Raw genomic sequence first — 17,520 nt, forward strand, 5'->3', positions numbered from 1 at the left:
GCTACTGATTAATGCTCGCAAATGAGTGACTACACATTAAAGCTAAGCGTCGCTATTAGCGATTGATCTGTTGCTTCAATGCCGTTGAGGCTTTAAAGCTGGGCTGATTGTAGCCGTCGATTTCTATAGCTTCGCCCGTTTGTGGATTTCGGCCCGTTTTAGCGACATGGTATCTGAGTTCAAAGGTGCCAAATTGCGGCAGGAAAATTTTCTCGCCTTCGCTTAAGGCGACGTGGATCTGTTGCAATATCTGCTCAACCACAGGTTTAGTGCTCGCTTGCGATGCATTGAGCTCGGCGGCAATACGTTGGATAAGTTGTGCTTTGTTCATAGATACCTCTGAAGTCAGCTTAGGTTCAATCGAAGGGGAGTTATAACAAGCTCGCCTTAAGATTGAAAGTCATAGCTAGCTTAGCGCGGTTGATTGGTGTTTTATTGACAGACTTGTGATGCTTTTGGTGGCTGAGTGTTGCGAAAGTGAGCAGTAGTTTGTCAGTATTGAGTGGCCTAGAGGCTGAGTTAAAAGGCTTAAGCGCAAGGCGTGTTGCGCTTAAGCCATGAGTAACACTATTTAACAGCTGGCTGATGAGAAGCGAGCTGTTAAAAGCTCGCCTATGAAAAGAGCGTTTCTTCCAAGGTACGGCCTTTCAGCAGCATCTTGTATTGCCACTTATGTTGGTTGAATAGGGTAAATAGGCGCATTTCAATATCACTGCTCTGTGCTTTTTCTTCATCCGTTGCGAGCTTAATAATAAACACCTTGCTCTGCTTTGAGCTGACGTTCACCACGCCCGCCAGTTTCGCCACTTCCGCTTGCAGCAAATCACTGTCACAGCTTTGCATGGTTAACGTCAGGTAATCACTGTCGGTCGATGCATGCATAGACACGGCTTGGCTCAATTGTCCCTTGTCTAAATACAACACTTGATCGCACAGCTTTTCGAGCTCATCGAGATTATGCGAGCTGATCATAAAGGTCGTGGTGGGCGATAGGGCTTTGACCAGCTCGCGGACTTTTTTCGCATTGGCAGGATCGAGCCCCGCGGTCGGCTCATCCAATAACACTAATTCTGGCGAGCCAATGAGCGCCTGCGCAATCGATACGCGTTTACTCATACCGTGGCTAAGACTGGGTGGTTTTTGCTCGGCGACGTCAGCCAAATCGACTAAGGTCAATACGCGAATGGCCTCTTGTCTGGCTTGTTCAACGCCCATGCCCTGCAAACGCGCGAAAAAGCTTAATTGGCTAACAATGGTCAAATTGGGATCGAGCACCGCATCCTGGGGTAAAGCGGCAATTTTACCTAAAAGTTTAGGGCTATTAGGCGCTTCACCTAGCAGGGTTATTGTCCCGGCACTTGGCGACATATAGCCGCATAACAGGCTAAAAAGCGTGGTTTTACCCGCACCATTGGGACCAACAAGGGCGATGGGGGCACCCGCTTCTAGGCTGAAGTTAACATCATTCAGCGCCTTTTTGCTGCCGTAAAGTTGCGACAGCCCTTGGCATTGGATCAGACTCATAGCGAGCTCCTTTGCATATAAATTCTGCCGAGCAAGAGGGCCGCAGCGGTTTGGATTAGTGGAATAGGGGTATAGACTAAGCTGTTGATTCCATTGGTATTGAGCATGTCAGACAGCTGGGCTCCGGGTAATACCCATTGCAGCTGTGCCAATAAGCTAGATTGGCTGCCTAACACCATGATGGCGATGGAAATCACTGTCCATAAAATGGTCGCAAACACCATAGCTTGACGTGCCGTGCGCGCATACAGGGACAATAAGGTCATCACTGCCGTATAGGGCAAGATTACTATGATGAGGTTAAGGCCGACTAAGGCGCCAGAGGTTAACGCTGGCAAAAAAAGCTGGCTGTCACGGCTGAGTGCGAGGGCGACTGTGGCGATAATCGTCAATAGGATCAGCAAGCCTTGGATCAGAATTTGGCCGAGAAAACGCCCGAACAATAAGCTGTCACGGCTAGTGCGCAGGGTTAAAAAGCGCAGTGTGCCACGGGTTTTATCGGAAGAGAATTGATCGGCGGCGATCAAAATACTGAACAGTGGGAATAAATACAGCGCAAAGCACCAAAATACCGCCATTTCGGCTACAGGCCACTCAAAGAGCACGTTGAGGGTATTGGCCCCAAATAAGCTGTCGATGACATCTTTAACATTGGGCTGCAATAACATCGCCGATGCGCTTTGAATGGGATAAAGCAGGAGTACGCCCCACACTAAACCAAAGGCGACCAAGGCGATGATCCCTCGGGTATTAAATAAAAATTTACGCAGTTCAAACATGGCGATAATAAGCATGTTGTTGAAACTGCTGGGTGGATTATTGGTCATTTGCTGTCTCTATTATTCTTGACGCTATGATTAGCTTTAAAAGACGATTAACTCAACGAGGCGATTAACTCATCGAGCTTTTGCGTCAGTTCAGCCACCTGTTGCTCAAGCTCTGTCACTCTTTGGGTTAATTCATGCGGCTCAGCAGCCAAAGACACAGCGACATGGGCGGCACTATGGTTGGTAGTCTGGCTGGCAATATGAGTATTATCGAGCTGCGACGAGGCGGCAGAGAATAATTCCACATAACGGGATTCGCGGCGACCAGCTTCTCTGGGCAACTGTTTTAAGAAAGGTTTTTCGCGGCTCATTAATTGGCGGATGCAATCTTCCACTTCGATCACGTCTTTAAATTCGTGTAGGCGATTACTGCGGGTGCGCAGCTCTCCTGGCGTTTGTGGGCCACGTAATAGCAACAAACAGACGATGGCGAGTGCGGCGGAGGACAGTTGAAGTTCACTGAATTCGGTATTGCAGAATCTGTGCTTGTATTTCACGACGCGGCTGCCAAATCCCGACTGTTCGCTGATCAAACGTTTACGATTAAGGGAATCGACGGCAATTTGCACTTGGGTTTCACTGAGTTCGAGTATCGGCTCGCGACTGGTTTTTTGATTGCAGGCTAAGGTCAATGAGTTTAGCGAGAGAGGATATTGCTCTGGGGTGGTGATTTCTTTCTCAAGCAGGCATCCGATGACTCTGGCTTCGTGTAACGTGAGTTCCATATAAGCTCCAAAGAAAAAAGCATGGCTTTGTTTATAACAGAGCCATGCTTAATATCCTAGGAGTTGTCAGTCAAACTTTGCCTTAGTGGCGGTAAACTGTACAATTTTAACGCTAAGTACTGAACAGAGTTGATTATTCTGCTGTTTCAGTTAAACGCAGGCCATCATTATCTATACTCAGTTGACCATTCTTAAATAAGCCACCTATGGCTTTTTTGAAGGCTTTTTTACTCATACCAAGCTGATCGTAAATGATTTCAGCATCGGTTTTATCAGTCAGAGCTAAGAAGCCGCCAGCCTGTTTGAGTTTGATCAGAATGATGTGGGCGTGCTTATCTAATTCTTGTTTACTGCCTTGTTGCAGCACAAGATCAATTTTACCATCACGGCGCACTTGTTTGATGAAACCTTTGAGTCTTTGGCCGAAACGCAGTTTTTGGAACACTTCGTTTTCGTAAATCACGCCCCAATGGGCATGATTAATAATGGCTTTGTAGCCTAAATCTGTGGTGCCGCCGATATATAAATCGACCTGCTCACCGACAATGTACTCTGGCTCTGTCTTATCGAGGAACTTATCGATTTTTGATGAGGCCATGATGCGTTCATCGGCGCGGTTAGCGTGCACATAAACCAGATAAGAGCGACCTTCTTCGATAGGCTTGTGTTGCTCACCAAAGGGCAGCAATAAGTCTTTATCTAAGCCCCAGTCTAAAAAGGCGCCATAAGGACCGGTTGCAACGGCTTTTAAATAGGCAAATTCACCTACCTGTGCCAATGGACGGCGCGTGGTGGCAATCACGATATCTTCAGAATCTAGATACAGAAACACGTCAAGCAGATCACCGACTTGGCAGTCTTTTGGGGTGACTTTGTTTGGCAGCAGTACTTGCCCTAATTCGTGGGCGTTTAAATACACGCCAAAGCTGACTTGTTTTACAACCTCAAGTTTGCAGGTTTTACCTATCTGTACCATGGATCTCTCTGTGCATAATGGAATGTGATTCGGCTGCGATTATACACTTCGGTGCTGAAACTGCAGCATTATTGTCTTTGGGTTTTATCTTAGGGCGATTCAGCCGTTAATCATCACCGCTGTTTAGTTGGATGTTGGTAAGGGCTATGACAAGAAATGTGGTTGGAAAAGTGATGAGGATTGTTACTAGGAATGACCTCATATTGGTATCTGGGATTGTCTTAAGTTTTAAGGTGGAATTGCGCCTCGGTTTATGGCTTAGGTTTATGGCTTATTGGGGCTGAATTTTGCAATGTGATATTGAGCGCTAGGCTTTAGCCAATGACTGCACGTGGGCGGGGCTAAAGTGACACACAAAATGAAGGGTTATTTGCGGCAATAAATGTCAAAAAAGTTACAAAGGCTATTAAAAAATATTGAACAGACGAGTACGGCGTTCATGCGCTAACTAGCTAATATTATTCAGCTTAATGCTAATGCTCAGTAGGTGGTTGTTAAGCGGGTGTTTATTATATTTTAATGCGAAATATTAAATGAGATTCTTGCTTGCATTCTGTGACATTGCGCGGTTTAATTGCGCCGTTCAACGACTTCGCTCGTTAGAGACATTACAAATATTACGTGAGTAATAAAGGTTTTATGGTTCAGCAGTCATTAACCGTGTAATTGACAACATATCGAATTACATGGGGTTAAGAGGGTTTTTATTAGCTAATGCACAAGCATCCATTTTTTGCACTTTGCCTAAAAGTGTCACAATGCCAACGCTCGATTGTCGTGCCATACGATGATACTGGCCTTAAGCATCTCACGTTGATCCGCATCAATTCTGGCCGCGAAGAAGCCAATAGTCCCCTGTTAAAATAATCTTGCCTAGAGATAAGCTGGTTTGGCGTTTTCGCTAGTTCGGTTTTGTCGGTTTTCGTTTTCTACATGTGTTATCGGTTTCTGAAGGTCTTAACTTCTTTCGAACGTCTTTAAGCTGCTTATTAGCTTGATGTTTTAAGGATGCGACTTAGGACTTCATTCGGCTTTTTGGCGGTATTTTCGGCCTTTAGCCTTAAGATAAATACAAGCGAGGCAAGTAAAGATAGCTTTACTGGGAGAAGGGAATAAGCTTCTCCATCAATATGATAGGATATAGTGCGTTAAGATGAATTGTCTCTTGCGCTATTAATGAAAATCGCGGCAATGTCACTTACACTAGCGTGACGTTGCGGCATTAAGTAGAAGGTGAAATCCACCTTCGTGTATGTCAGGTAAGGTGTCCCTTTGCCTGGGTTTGTCGAACGGGCGGTTGTGCTATTAAGTCATAACCGTTTAACCCATTTTTTAATAGACGGGCTAAATAATAATGAATGATTGGTCTATTGATGATGCTCGTGCTGGGTACAATGTTACTCACTGGAGCCAAGGTTTTTATGGGATCAGCGATCACGGTGAGGTGACAGTGTCACCGGACCCAAAAAATCCTGATTACAAGATTGGCTTAAATGAGCTAGCCAAAGACATGGTTAAAGCGGGCGTCGCTTTGCCTGTACTAGTTCGTTTTCCGCAGATCCTGCACCACAGAGTGAACAGTTTGTGCCAAGCATTCGACCAAGCGATACAGAAGTACGAGTATCAGGCGGACTATTTGCTGGTTTACCCGATTAAAGTAAACCAACAGCAAACTGTGGTGGAAGAGATCCTGGCGAGTCAGGCATCAAAAGAAGTACCACAACTGGGTTTAGAAGCGGGCAGTAAGCCTGAGCTGATGGCTGTGTTAGCCATGGCGCAAAAAGCCAGTTCAGTCATTGTATGTAATGGTTATAAAGATAATGAATATATCCGTTTAGCACTGATTGGTGAAAAGTTAGGCCATAAGGTTTACATCGTTTTAGAAAAACTGTCTGAACTGAAAATGGTGTTAGCTGAATCTAAACGTTTGGGCGTTAAACCGCGTTTAGGTTTGCGTGCGCGTTTAGCATTCCAAGGCAAAGGCAAATGGCAGGCTAGCGGTGGCGAGAAGTCTAAGTTCGGTCTATCAGCAGCACAAATTTTGCTGGTGGTTGAACAACTTAAGCAACACGACATGCTGGATTCGCTGCAGTTACTGCATTTCCACTTAGGTTCGCAAATTGCGAACATCCGTGATATTCGCCAAGGTGTGAGTGAAGCGGGTCGTTTCTATTGTGAATTACGTGCATTAGGCGCAAGCGTTAACTGCTTCGACGTCGGTGGTGGTTTAGCGGTGGATTACGATGGCACACGTAGCCAAAGTAATAACTCGATGAACTATGGCCTGACCGAATACGCCAACAATATCGTTAACGTATTGACCGACATCTGTAATGAATACGAGCAGCCTATGCCACGTATTATTTCAGAGTCTGGCCGTTACTTAACCGCGCATCACGCTGTGCTGATCACCGATGTTATCGGTACTGAAGCCTATCAGCCTGAAGATATTCAACCGCCAGCGGAAGAGTCACCACAGTTATTGCATAACATGTGGCATTCATGGTCTGAGATCAGCGGCCGCGCCGATCAACGTGCTTTGATAGAGATTTATCACGATAGCCAAAGTGACTTACAAGAAGCGCATTCGCTATTTGCTCTTGGTCAATTGAGCTTGGCAGAACGTGCTTGGGCTGAACAAGCTAACCTGCGTGTGTGCCATGAAGTGCAAGGGCTATTGAGTGCGAAGAACCGTTATCACAGACCGATTATTGATGAACTCAATGAAAAGTTAGCCGATAAGTTCTTTGTTAACTTCTCATTATTCCAGTCATTACCCGATGCTTGGGGTATTGATCAAGTGTTCCCAGTATTGCCGTTATCGGGTTTAGATAAAGCCCCTGAGCGCCGTGCTGTGATGCTCGATATCACCTGTGACTCCGACGGTATTGTTGATCAATACGTTGATGGTCAAGGGATTGAAACTACATTGCCAGTACCAGCCTGGAGTGCGGATAGCCCGTACCTGATTGGTTTCTTCCTTGTGGGCGCATACCAAGAAATCTTGGGTGATATGCATAACCTGTTTGGTGATACTAACTCTGCGGTTGTTCGCATCGAAGATAACGGTGTGACTAACATTGAATCGGTATTGGCGGGTGATACTGTCGCTGACGTATTGCGTTACGTTAACTTAGATGCAGTGGCCTTTATGCGCACTTACGAAGAGTTAGTGAATCTGCATATTGCCGAAGATGAACGCGCACAAATTTTAGAAGAACTGCAAGTTGGCCTGAAAGGCTACACTTACTTGGAAGATTTTTCTTAAGATATTTTTCTTAAGATTTAGTGTGTTAAAATAAATCAGCCTAAGGTCACTTAGGCTGATTTTTGCTTTCTGGACGATATTTATTTATCGTTCGTGGGAGCCAAATTGGTATAAAGGATGTCGACAGCAAGGGCGCATAGCGTTTAATGGGGTTAAGGATTTGATGTTTTTTGAAGGCTCAGAAAAGAAACTTGAGATCATCGTGGCGGCGTCTGCGCTGAATTTACGCGAACTCGATGTGAGCTTTTGGTCAGCCTTAGTCAATTGTGCCCATGCCGAGATTTTGTCGCAGATTAGTAATGCTGACTGCGATGCTTACCTGTTGAGCGAATCCAGCTTATTCGTATGGCACGACAGATTTGTCATGCTCACCTGCGGCAATAGCACTTTAGTGGATGCCGCTTGTTATTTTATCGATGCGCTTGGCGTATCTGCGATGGCGCTGGTGAGTTATCAGCGTAAAAACGAATACCAAGCCCACCTGCAAGCCAGCAGTTTTGCCGATGATGTCGGCAAGCTGCGTCAGCGTATCGCGGGTAAGGCAATGAGAGTGGGGCATTTAGACAGTCACCATCATTATTTTTTCTGCTCTGACAGTGATTATCGAGCACCAAAGGATGATCAAACCAGTGAGCTGCTGATGTACCACATTCGTGGTGAATTGGCCGACAATCTTAATGGTGGCTCGCAAAGCAAAGCTGAAATTTGCGCCGCACTCGAACTTAACGATTTACTCCCCGAATTTGAGATTGACGCCCATTTATTTGACCCCTCAGGTTTTTCGATGAATGGCCTCTGGGGCAAATATTATGTCACCTTGCATATCACGCCCCAAAGCGAGAATGCCTGCGCCAGTTCCTATGTGAGCTTTGAAACGAATCTTGATTTAGCCCAGTATCCGCAAGATATCTTGGGACGGCTATTAGCGCTGTTTTCTCCCATCAGCTGGGACACCATCCGCTTTAATACCGACGACTTAACGCAGGGATTTCCTGCCCATTTATGCTTAGGGCGTGGCTCATTAACGACCGAGCAAGGTTATGACATTAGTTTTAGTCACTATCAGCAGCTTGAGGCTGAAGTGCTGATCCCTGAATTCATGTAATTTTTTGACATTTGTTTAAGGAAACCCCATGACAGATCTCAGTGATATCCGCCGCGAGTATGCTAAAGGCGGCTTAAGACGTGCCGACTTACCGCAAAACCCGATGGACTTGTTTGAATTGTGGATGACGCAGGCGAGGGATGCGGAACTTAGCGATCCAACCGCTATGTGTGTGGCGACTGTGGACGAACACGGCCAACCTTTTCAACGGATAGTGTTACTTAAGCGTTTTGATGACACTGGCTTCGTGTTTTTTACCAACTTAGGCAGCCGCAAAGCCCAGCAAATTGCCGCCAATAATAAAGTCAGTTTGCATTTCCCTTGGCATCCTTTAGAGCGCCAAGTATCGGTGCTCGGAGAAGCGCAGGCGCTGTCTACCGCCGAAGTGCTTAAATACTTTATGACCCGTCCTAAGGACAGTCAAATTGCCGCTTGGGTGTCGCAGCAGTCGAGTAAACTCAGCGCGAGACAAGTACTTGAAGGTAAATTCTTCGAAATGAAGGCTAAGTTCGCCAAGGGCGATGTGCCTTTACCCAGTTTTTGGGGTGGTTACTTAGTCAGACCTTCGAGTATCGAATTTTGGCAGGGTGGAGAACACAGGCTGCATGATCGTTTTATTTATACACGCCATGATGCTGAGTGGGAAATCGATCGTTTAGCACCATAGTAGGGCGCATAGTACGGCATAGCACTGTGTATAATTGAGCCAGTGAACCTAACACCAACAGAGTGAAAAGACATTGAGTGATTATAAAATTTGGGTTGACGCGGACGCATGCCCCAATCCCATTAAAGAAATTCTGTTCCGCGCGGCGGAGCGTAAAGCTTTGCCGCTGGTGCTGGTGGCCAATCAAATGATCCGTGTACCGCCATCGCCCTATATCAGCCAAATTCGCGTTGGTGCGGGTTTTGATGTGGCGGATCAATACATTGTCGACCATGTCGAGCCGACGCATTTAGTGATCACCGCGGACATTCCCTTAGCGGCTTTAATCATCGAAAAGGGCGCCTTGGCACTCAATCCCCGCGGCGAGCTTTATACCGTCGATAACATAAAACAAAAGCTGACGATGCGCGATTTTATGGAAGATTTGCGGGGTTCAGGTGTGCATACCGGCGGGCCGGATTCGTTTTCCCAAGCGGATAAACAGGCTTTTGCCAATAGCTTAGATAAATGGCTAGTTAGAGTATGAAGCATAGTTTACTGGTCGCTAATGGATAAAAAGAGTATCTTTAGCTTAAGTTAGGTGATGTGGGTCACGTTTAACTGGGCAGGATTTTCGCCTGCTGCAGATGTCGATTTGCTTTACTGCATGGCTTTTAAACTCACTTTTTGAGGACTGATACGATGAAAAAATGGATGGGAATTGTTGCCTTATCGGCTATGGCCAGTTTTAGCTGCGCCGCGCAATGGCAAGTGATGGATCAAGATTCGCGAGTCAGTTTTATTTCGGTAAAGAAAGGTGACATTGGTGAAGTCCATCACTTTAAACAACTCAAAGGTACGTTAAAAGAGGATGGTCAATTCGAATTAACCATTCCGTTAATTGGCGTCGCCACAGGTATTGATGTCCGCGATGAGCGGATGCAGAACTTATTGTTCGAAGTGTCTTTATATCCTGAGCTTAAACTGTCGTCTCAAGTTGACACTAAAATGCTAAAAGATCTCGGCATTGGTGAGACTAAAGTCGTTGATATCGATGGTAAAATTGCATTGCATGGTAAATCGCAAACTAAAACTTTTTCGGTAATTATCACTAAAGTTTCTGATAAAAAGCTGTTAGTGAACAGTTTTCAGCCGATAATTGTGAATGCCAATGAGTTTGATCTTGTCGCAGGCATTGATAAATTACGTGAAATTGCGGGTTTATCGAGCATTAGCCAAGCTGTTCCTGTGTCATTTGTACTAACCTTAACTCAGTAACTTCAATAAGATTGGTGTAGATCAATACGTCAGTTATCGAAGATAGGCTAGAGTTAAATAAGTGGCGTATGCTGGATCTCGATGAGAAGCCGAATTTTCGGCTTCTTTGATATTTCCGATTGTGGTATTAATAGCACCACACTAGATATTAAGTTAATGAGTTTAAAGGGTAAAAAATGGTCACAGATAAAGATGGTTACATGCATTTGGTCCAGTATTTAACTGAACATCTTGGCTTATTTGAAACACCAAGTTCTGAGGTGATTTCAGACGATACTGTGATGGAATTGTTTGAAGAGCAATTGTCGGCGCAGATCATTATGGTGTGTGGTCAAAATCCGTCATTGTCTTTCGCGCAGCGCAACATGATTATCCGCGAAGTTGATGCGATTGTGTATGATTTAGAAGAGATTTTAGCTTCAGTTGCCAATCATAAAGCTACACCTGCTCAGACGTTATTTATTACCGAATTTTCCGGTTTAATTAAGAATTTGTTCGATCAAGAAATCGCTAAACAACAAGTCAGCGCCTAATCAGAAGGGCGCTTTAGCTTTGAGTGGCAAGCCGCTCAAATCGGCTTAACGTAAAATAAACTACTCTCTTTTCCAGCATTTATGTCATTGTCTGTGTATCTTTAGTGTGTGAGCTTTAACTATTTCCCCTTCGTGTATTGATAAGGAGTATCCAATGCTAACGATCTCTTCGGGCCATGCCCATGACATATTGGCAGTCGTCGCATCTGGTCGTATTAACCATAAGGATATTGAAGGCTATCTAGTTCCCGCCATTGAAGCTAAGCTGCAAGATCACGCCAGTATTCGCCTCTGGTACGAATTTTCCCCTGAGTTTGAAGGTATATCCGTCGCTGCTCTGTGGGACGATGCAGTACTTGGCTTATTTCATTTAAGTGATTTCTCAAGAGTGGTGATGATTGCTAACCAAGCTCAAACAAGCGCTATGGTCAATGCGCTTGCCTGTATGCTGCCGTGCCCTGTAAAGGTATTTGCTGCCGATGAGCAAACCCAAGCAAAAGCATGGCTTGATCAGTAAGCCGACTTCTTTATTGCGACGCTAAGCTTATACTAAGCGGCCAATGACATTGTATGTGTGTGCCTTGGTTTAACAGGCTGCTTATGGTCAGGCTGCCATTAAGATCGTTTTTGAGCCAAAGATTGATACAGGTTAAGGTCCCGAGGCAGAGTTCTTGCTCCAGTTCCTGCCGCAATTGTGTGAGCTGCGCCTCCGTCATACCAATGCCATTATCGATAATACTGATCTGCAGCACGTCGTTCGATTTGTCGATGGCGATGGTGATTTCACGCTGTTCGTTGTGAGTCTTAAAAGCATGATTCAAAGTGTTAGTGATTAAGCGATAGAAGAGTTGCAGATATTGCCAAGCAGGGCCATCGATGATGATGTTTTCCTCGCAATTGAGCACTATCTCTACGTTTGCTTTCGTTAATTGCACTTTTAGCAAACCTAAGAGATGGCGCATAAATTGCGCGAGATGTAATGGACGAATATCGTTTTGATGATTGGTCAGCAGCTGGGCAATATGCCGCAATTTCTCGGCCTGAGTTACCATGATTTCGGTGATCTGAGCTCTGTAATTTGCCTCGTCCGTGTGCTGCAGTTGGCAAACTTTGGCGAGTAGCTGATCTTGCTCATGCATGAGCTGCGTCATCATTTCAGCTAAGAAGTTTTGCATTAGCTGTTGGCTTTGTTCACGGCTGAGATTGAGTTGATGATGCTTCTCAAGCATTTTAGTTAATGCTTCTTGCTCTTGGTAAAGCTCATTATTATTTTGATTGATAAGGCGAATTTGCTCTTGTAGATGATTGAGCGTCTCGACTTGCCCTAAGAGTAATTTATCCTGTTCTTGCTCTTTAATCTTTTTCAACGTGATATCAAAGGCGATAGCGCCGACCGCAATCACAGTATCGTCATCATCTTTTATCTTAAATTTGGTCACGATATAAATAAGATTCCCCAGTGGCGAGGGGATGGCCTCTTCAAAATTAATGGCTTCGTTATTGTGCAGTACGCGCCGATCATTTTGTTGATACTCGTGGGCAAATTGGCTGGGAAATACCTCAAAATCCGAGGCGCCAATAATGCGTCTGCGTTCTATGCCTAAAATTTCACAATACTTGTCATTCACCAGAATATATTTACCGTGCAGATCTTTGACATAGATAAGGTTTTGGGAAAATTTCAGCAAAGCCCTTAGTTGTTCTTTATGGCGCTTTAATTCAAGTTGGAATAGGTTCTGACTCTGTAATTGTTGCTCTAGGGCAAGATTACTGGCATCTAAACTCGCCATTGCCACTTCAAGTTGTTGAGTTCGCGACAGGAATGTCTTGGCTAATAAGCCAATTTCGTCGTGACTGTCTTTGGCTTTAAGTTCAATTGATGCGGAATCATTACGCTTTAAGGCTTGGACGATTTCAATAATCGGGGTAATAAACAGCCGGTGTTGGAGTAAGAATAGCAGGACCAAGCCTAAAAGCTGGATGCACACTAAATAAATACCAACCTTTTCAACTAAGTGTTTGGCGGTATCTTGCAGCGGCGAAATCGGGGTGACAACTAACACTTTCCAATAGGTATTGGGCATCAAAAATACCGAAACCAGGGACGCCGTTTTCAAAATGGGATCATGGGCTAAGGTCACTGAGGTCAGTAGTTTTGGGGTGGTGAAATGGTTTAAGGCATTGTTATTGACTATGGCGGCTAACATGTCGCGCTCATCTTGATGACTTAGCCGGGTCAAATGTTGCATCTGTTCTTGGGTAAAGACGCGCTCGGCCACGGCTTCTTCGATAAAGGCTTTATCCGCATTGTGTAATGCCGCTTCGATGGGGCTGAAGTCTGGCTGCTGGTCAACGAGATGATTAAAAGTGACAAAGGTGTGGCTGGTATTGGCTTGATGCTGAAGATTATTATTGCCATGGGGATAGGCGAGCACTTGGTTTTGATGATCTAAGGCAATGACATAACCCCTGACATCGACCATAGCATTGCGTAGTAGGGCATTGAGCTTTTCTAAGCTGATATCCACAGTGGCGGCACCAATAAACTGATGGTCCATCCACATAGCGCCTGAAGCCGTGATCATGGATTCATGGGTGGTGGGATCGAAATAAGATTTTGACCAGAAAATTTTGCCCGCGGGGAAATAGCGTGTCGGGCGATACCATTCTTCGGTGTGATAACTAGGAAACGTGTCCTTGTTATAGCTATCAATCGCGACTAACTCGTCGTTTACATTGTGGGCCCAGAATAGGCTATCGCGAAATTTTTGCTGATTAAACGCGCCGGGCTCCGGCCAGACGCCACCGCCAGAGATGATGCGTTGCTGGTTATCGAGCGTCAGCAAGCTGGGGATGGTTTTCACCAGTTGCTCATGATCATAGCGATAAAGTTTTGCAATACTGGAAATGGAGCCGACAACGGTTTCGACCTGTGAAGTCATTTCCTGCAGTTTGGCGATGATTAACTGGCCATAGTTTTGGTTTAACACGGCTTGTTGATCAAGCACTTGTTGACGCTGAATACTCAGAATCACCCAAGCTGTGCTGCAAATCAAAATAGCGGCAATGACGAGTTGGATAAGGCTAAATTTGAACGGCAAACTGTTTTGCCATTGGGTTAAGGCAGTATGTGGCTCAGAAGTCGAACTTTTTCCCATAATCACCAGTTTCCAAATCACCACTTTTCATTGAGCCAGTGTAGCGCGTTCTCGCTGTTTTGCTATGAGCAGATGTTTAAGTTGCGGGTATTGAATGGAATTAGCGGCGGGAATCAGTCGTAAACTGTGAATAAAATCGTTAATAAAAAAGGCAGGGTTGATCCCTGCCTTATCTCAAAGTCGTTACTTATAAAGAGAAGGTTTATTTGAACCACTCAAGATAGGCACAATAAAGAGTAACCAAGCCACTAAGAAGCCACTGAAAGCGACTACCATCCATTCGGCCATGGTTATACCCATAAAGACCCAAGGCACATCAGTACACATGCCAGTAGGCATCATAATGGAGGGGAACCATTCGTGTAATGGCATCCAAGCTGGGAATTCAGGTAAGAATGAACATGTTGAGAACGGCGATGGGTTGGTTTGCATGTCTACCAGCGATAGCGCCAGCTTTAATCCCCAAGTCGCACTGACTGCCCAAACAATAGCCGCGAGAATCCTTACGATGCGATACTTTGGCGCCGTCATGCCGATAAGGCCGGCTGCCAATAAACCAAAGACAGCAAGTCTTTGATAAATACACATAACACAGGGGTCGAGTTTCATTATATGTTGAAAATACAGTGCGCTTAACTCTAAGCCTAAGGCTGTGCCTGCGAGAATAAACCAAGATGAACGGGAATGGGCAAAGCGAGTAATAACAGTCAAAGTGAGCTCCATATCAACAAAAAACGCCCTCAGACATGGGGCGTTTTTTGGACTCTACTTATTTAATAAAGTTCAGTCAATAGAGAAGATTAATGTCCGGACACTGTGCCCAACACTTCTTTTGCACTGTGATGGATGATTGTATGGGAATCATAGAAATATTGAGTGGCTTGTTCTAAGAATCCCGTTTGGATCGCCATAACGCCCACAATGGATAGCACGATAGTGTAGGGCAATGCCATCCATACCATTCTGCCATAGGATAAGCGGATCAGCGGTGCTAAGGCTGACGTCAGTAAGAACAAGAACGCCGCTTGACCATTAGGTGTCGCCACCGAAGGTAAGTTAGTTCCGGTATTAATCGCAACGGCCAGTAAGTCGAATTGATCACGGGTGATTTGGCCGTTAATTAATGCCGCCTTCACTTCATTGATATACACAGTACCGACGAACACGTTATCACTCACCATAGACAATAATCCGTTGGCGATATAGAAAATCACTAATTGGGTATTGCCTTCATAACCCAGTGCCCATTGGATAACGGGGGCGAATAAATGTTGATCGATAATCACGCCAACAACCGCAAAGAACACCGCTAATAATGCGGTAAAAGGCAGTGCCTCTTCAAAGGCTTTACCAAGGGCATGCTCATCGGTGACGCCGTTAAAGGCTGTGGTTAAAATAATCACAGAAAGACCAATTAAGCCCACTGAAGCTAAATGCAAGGCAAGACCTGCGATCAACCAGACACCCACTAGGGCTTGGACGATTAACTTCATGTTGTCTTTGTTGGTACGGCGCGCATCTTCATGGGCGGCATATTCACATAAGATCCGATGAACGGCCGTTGGTAATTTAGCGCCATAACCAAAAATACCAAATTTTTCAACTAAGTAGCAGGTTAAAACACCAGAAATCAATACCGGAACAGTAACCGGTGACATACGTACGGCGAATTCACCGAACTGCCAATTGGCCTGTGCAGCAATGATCAAGTTTTGAGGTTCGCCCACCATAGTACATACACCGCCGAGTGCAGTACCGACACCCGCATGCATTAACAGATTACGCAGGAAGCCACGGAATGCACCGAGTTCTTCTTCGTTTAACTGATCTTCGCCCGCAGCGTTTTTACCTTCGGAGGTATGATCGTGATCGGCGCCGAAATCTTTTCCAGAAGCGACCTTGTGGTAAATAGAATAGAAACCCACAGCGACCGCGATAATCACGGCAATAACCGTTAACGCATCTAAGAAGGCAGATAAAAACGCCGATGCCAAACAAAACATCAGTGACACTAAAACTTTAGAACGCACTTTGGTAATAATTTTCGTGAAGCCAAATAGCAGCAATTGCTTCATGAAATAAATACCAGCGACCATAAACACCAAGAGTAATAATACTTCTAGGTTGGCTTCTATTTCATGTAAGACTTGGCTTGCCGATGTCATGCCAATTGCGACAGCTTCAATTGCTAATAATCCGCCAGGCTGTAATGGATAACATTTTAATGCCATTGCTAAGGTAAAAATAAATTCAAGCACCAATACCCAGCCGGCCACGAAGGGGTCGACATAGAAAAAGAGTAGTGGATTGATAATTAAAAATGACAGTATTGCGGTTTTGTACCACTTAGGAGAATTTCCTAAGAAGTTCCCAATAAACGCCTGACTCATTGTCGCCGGCATGGCAGCCTCTCTTCTAATTATGTTAAAAATTGCACGTGTTTAATATCAATACCTGCGTTTGTTAAATCAGTCTAGCCTAAAGAGAAAGCTAATGTAACGAGATACTGATACCCACATTTCAAAAAGCGGAGCTAATCGGCAAAATTGACGTTTGTTGCCTTGATCTTGGTCGTTTTTTTGAGCGATTGTGTGACATTTACACGGCGATAACACAGTGAATTTAAGTGAATGGTTTCCATTTTTTACCGCTCTGGTATGATCAGTGACCATTACGACGCACAACAACTGGATAAGTGGGCTGATGATTATCAATGCCAAAGGACCTGCAAGTTTTGCAGAGAAGTATATTGTGAGATCCATTTGGGATAATAAATTTCCTCCAGGGTCCATTTTACCGGCTGAACGTGAGCTTTCGGAATTGATCGGTGTGACTCGCACCACTCTGCGTGAAGTGCTACAGCGCTTAGCCCGTGACGGATGGTTGAAAATCCAACACGGTAAACCAACGCGAGTGAACAATTTCTGGGAAACCTCGGGCTTAAACATTCTTGAGACGATTGCCGATCTTAATCCAGAAGGATTTCCGGTATTGGTTGACCAACTCTTGTCGGCCCGTACTAACGTCAGTGCTATCTATTTCCGCGGTGCCCTGCGTTATAACCCAGACACGGCTGTGAATGTGCTCGCCAAAATTCATCAGCTTGAAGATACGGCTGAATCCTATGCCGAATTCGACTATTTATTGCATCATACCTTAGCTTTCTCCTCCGGGAATCCACTTTACGTATTGATATTAAATGGATTTAAGGGATTGTATAGCCGAGTCGGTCGCTATTATTTCACCAGTTCAGATGCGCGATTATTGGCCTTAAATTTTTACAAAGAGTTAGAGTTACTGGCTCAAGCGAAAAATTATCTCGACGTCCCAGCGCTGATGCGCACCTATGGCATGAACAGCGGTAAGATGTGGTTACAATTACGTGATGATATGCCCGCGTCTATTGCACAGGACAATTAATTGCGGCTATTGATGTCGCATTAAAATAGCGATAAATACACAAAAGCCGTTTCCAATGGA

The 17,520-nt window shown here is 45.0% G+C and carries 17 protein-coding genes; 9 read left to right on the forward strand and 8 right to left on the reverse strand.

The features are described from left to right. Positions 1-55: 55 nt before the first annotated feature. The 5 genes from Q4Q52_RS18150 to Q4Q52_RS18170 all read right to left on the reverse strand — a co-directional run bounded on the left by Q4Q52_RS18150 (position 56) and on the right by Q4Q52_RS18170 (position 4,052). Positions 56-331 carry an HU family DNA-binding protein gene (locus Q4Q52_RS18150; RefSeq protein WP_006086318.1) on the reverse strand — a complete coding sequence of 92 codons (276 nt, stop codon included), beginning with the start codon at positions 329-331 and terminating at the stop codon, positions 56-58. A gap of 281 nt (positions 332-612) precedes the next feature. Next, entirely contained in the window at positions 613-1,524 is a 912-nt protein-coding gene (locus Q4Q52_RS18155; protein ID WP_311991279.1) for an ABC transporter ATP-binding protein, read from the reverse strand. Further along, on the reverse strand, positions 1,521-2,351 hold the full coding sequence (locus Q4Q52_RS18160; RefSeq protein WP_311991280.1) for an ABC transporter permease subunit: 831 nt from the start codon (positions 2,349-2,351) through the stop codon (positions 1,521-1,523). The genes Q4Q52_RS18155 and Q4Q52_RS18160 overlap by 4 nt, the downstream gene beginning before the upstream one ends. Before the next feature lie 47 nt (positions 2,352-2,398). Continuing rightward, on the reverse strand, positions 2,399-3,076 hold the full coding sequence (locus tag Q4Q52_RS18165) for a DUF480 domain-containing protein (protein ID WP_311991281.1): 678 nt from the start codon (positions 3,074-3,076) through the stop codon (positions 2,399-2,401). Positions 3,077-3,209: 133 nt separating this feature from the next. Further along, the gene (locus tag Q4Q52_RS18170) at positions 3,210-4,052 is read right to left on the reverse strand and encodes a S1-like domain-containing RNA-binding protein (RefSeq protein ID WP_311906892.1); all 843 of its coding nucleotides are present in this window, start codon (positions 4,050-4,052) and stop codon (positions 3,210-3,212) included. Positions 4,053-4,766: 714 nt separating this feature from the next. On the opposite strand from Q4Q52_RS18170, the gene Q4Q52_RS18175 reads away from it, so the two are divergent. The 8 genes from Q4Q52_RS18175 to Q4Q52_RS18210 all read left to right on the forward strand — a co-directional run bounded on the left by Q4Q52_RS18175 (position 4,767) and on the right by Q4Q52_RS18210 (position 11,399). After that, positions 4,767-4,919, forward strand: a complete 153-nt coding sequence (locus Q4Q52_RS18175) for a hypothetical protein (protein WP_011846564.1) — start codon at positions 4,767-4,769, stop codon at positions 4,917-4,919. 487 nt (positions 4,920-5,406) lie between these two features. Continuing rightward, on the forward strand, positions 5,407-7,320 hold the full coding sequence (speA, locus tag Q4Q52_RS18180) for a biosynthetic arginine decarboxylase (protein ID WP_300483097.1): 1,914 nt from the start codon (positions 5,407-5,409) through the stop codon (positions 7,318-7,320). A 163-nt stretch (positions 7,321-7,483) separates the two neighbouring features. After that, on the forward strand, positions 7,484-8,425 hold the full coding sequence (locus Q4Q52_RS18185; RefSeq protein WP_311891167.1) for an adenosylmethionine decarboxylase: 942 nt from the start codon (positions 7,484-7,486) through the stop codon (positions 8,423-8,425). A gap of 28 nt (positions 8,426-8,453) precedes the next feature. Beyond that, positions 8,454-9,092 carry a pyridoxamine 5'-phosphate oxidase gene (gene pdxH / locus Q4Q52_RS18190; RefSeq protein WP_006081276.1) on the forward strand — a complete coding sequence of 213 codons (639 nt, stop codon included), beginning with the start codon at positions 8,454-8,456 and terminating at the stop codon, positions 9,090-9,092. Positions 9,093-9,165: 73 nt separating this feature from the next. Then, complete coding sequence (locus tag Q4Q52_RS18195; protein WP_006081277.1) at positions 9,166-9,618, forward strand: YaiI/YqxD family protein; 453 nt, start codon at positions 9,166-9,168, stop codon at positions 9,616-9,618. A 155-nt stretch (positions 9,619-9,773) separates the two neighbouring features. Then, positions 9,774-10,349, forward strand: a complete 576-nt coding sequence (locus Q4Q52_RS18200) for a YceI family protein (RefSeq protein ID WP_311891168.1) — start codon at positions 9,774-9,776, stop codon at positions 10,347-10,349. Positions 10,350-10,525: 176 nt separating this feature from the next. Then, positions 10,526-10,882 (forward strand): DUF3802 family protein, encoded by a 357-nt coding sequence (locus Q4Q52_RS18205; RefSeq protein ID WP_220776284.1) that lies wholly within the window; start codon positions 10,526-10,528, stop codon positions 10,880-10,882. 154 nt (positions 10,883-11,036) lie between these two features. Continuing rightward, positions 11,037-11,399 carry an STAS/SEC14 domain-containing protein gene (locus Q4Q52_RS18210; RefSeq protein WP_311891169.1) on the forward strand — a complete coding sequence of 121 codons (363 nt, stop codon included), beginning with the start codon at positions 11,037-11,039 and terminating at the stop codon, positions 11,397-11,399. A gap of 10 nt (positions 11,400-11,409) precedes the next feature. Here Q4Q52_RS18210 and Q4Q52_RS18215 read toward each other — a convergent pair whose 3' ends face one another. The 3 genes from Q4Q52_RS18215 to nhaB form a co-directional block, all read right to left on the reverse strand. Further along, a complete protein-coding gene (locus Q4Q52_RS18215) occupies positions 11,410-14,040 on the reverse strand; it encodes a PAS domain-containing protein (protein WP_311891170.1) in 2,631 nt (876 codons plus the stop codon). A 183-nt stretch (positions 14,041-14,223) separates the two neighbouring features. After that, positions 14,224-14,751 carry a disulfide bond formation protein DsbB gene (gene dsbB, locus Q4Q52_RS18220; protein WP_311891171.1) on the reverse strand — a complete coding sequence of 176 codons (528 nt, stop codon included), beginning with the start codon at positions 14,749-14,751 and terminating at the stop codon, positions 14,224-14,226. Between the two features lie 89 nt (positions 14,752-14,840). After that, positions 14,841-16,442, reverse strand: a complete 1,602-nt coding sequence (gene nhaB, locus Q4Q52_RS18225) for a sodium/proton antiporter NhaB (RefSeq protein ID WP_311891172.1) — start codon at positions 16,440-16,442, stop codon at positions 14,841-14,843. 301 nt (positions 16,443-16,743) lie between these two features. On the opposite strand from nhaB, the gene fadR reads away from it, so the two are divergent. Next, a complete protein-coding gene (fadR, locus tag Q4Q52_RS18230; RefSeq protein WP_106650260.1) occupies positions 16,744-17,460 on the forward strand; it encodes a fatty acid metabolism transcriptional regulator FadR in 717 nt (238 codons plus the stop codon). Positions 17,461-17,520: the final 60 nt, after the last annotated feature.

Origin of the sequence: Shewanella sp. SP1S2-4 (assembly GCF_031932075.1) — a bacterium.
GTDB lineage: Bacteria > Pseudomonadota > Gammaproteobacteria > Enterobacterales > Shewanellaceae > Shewanella > Shewanella baltica.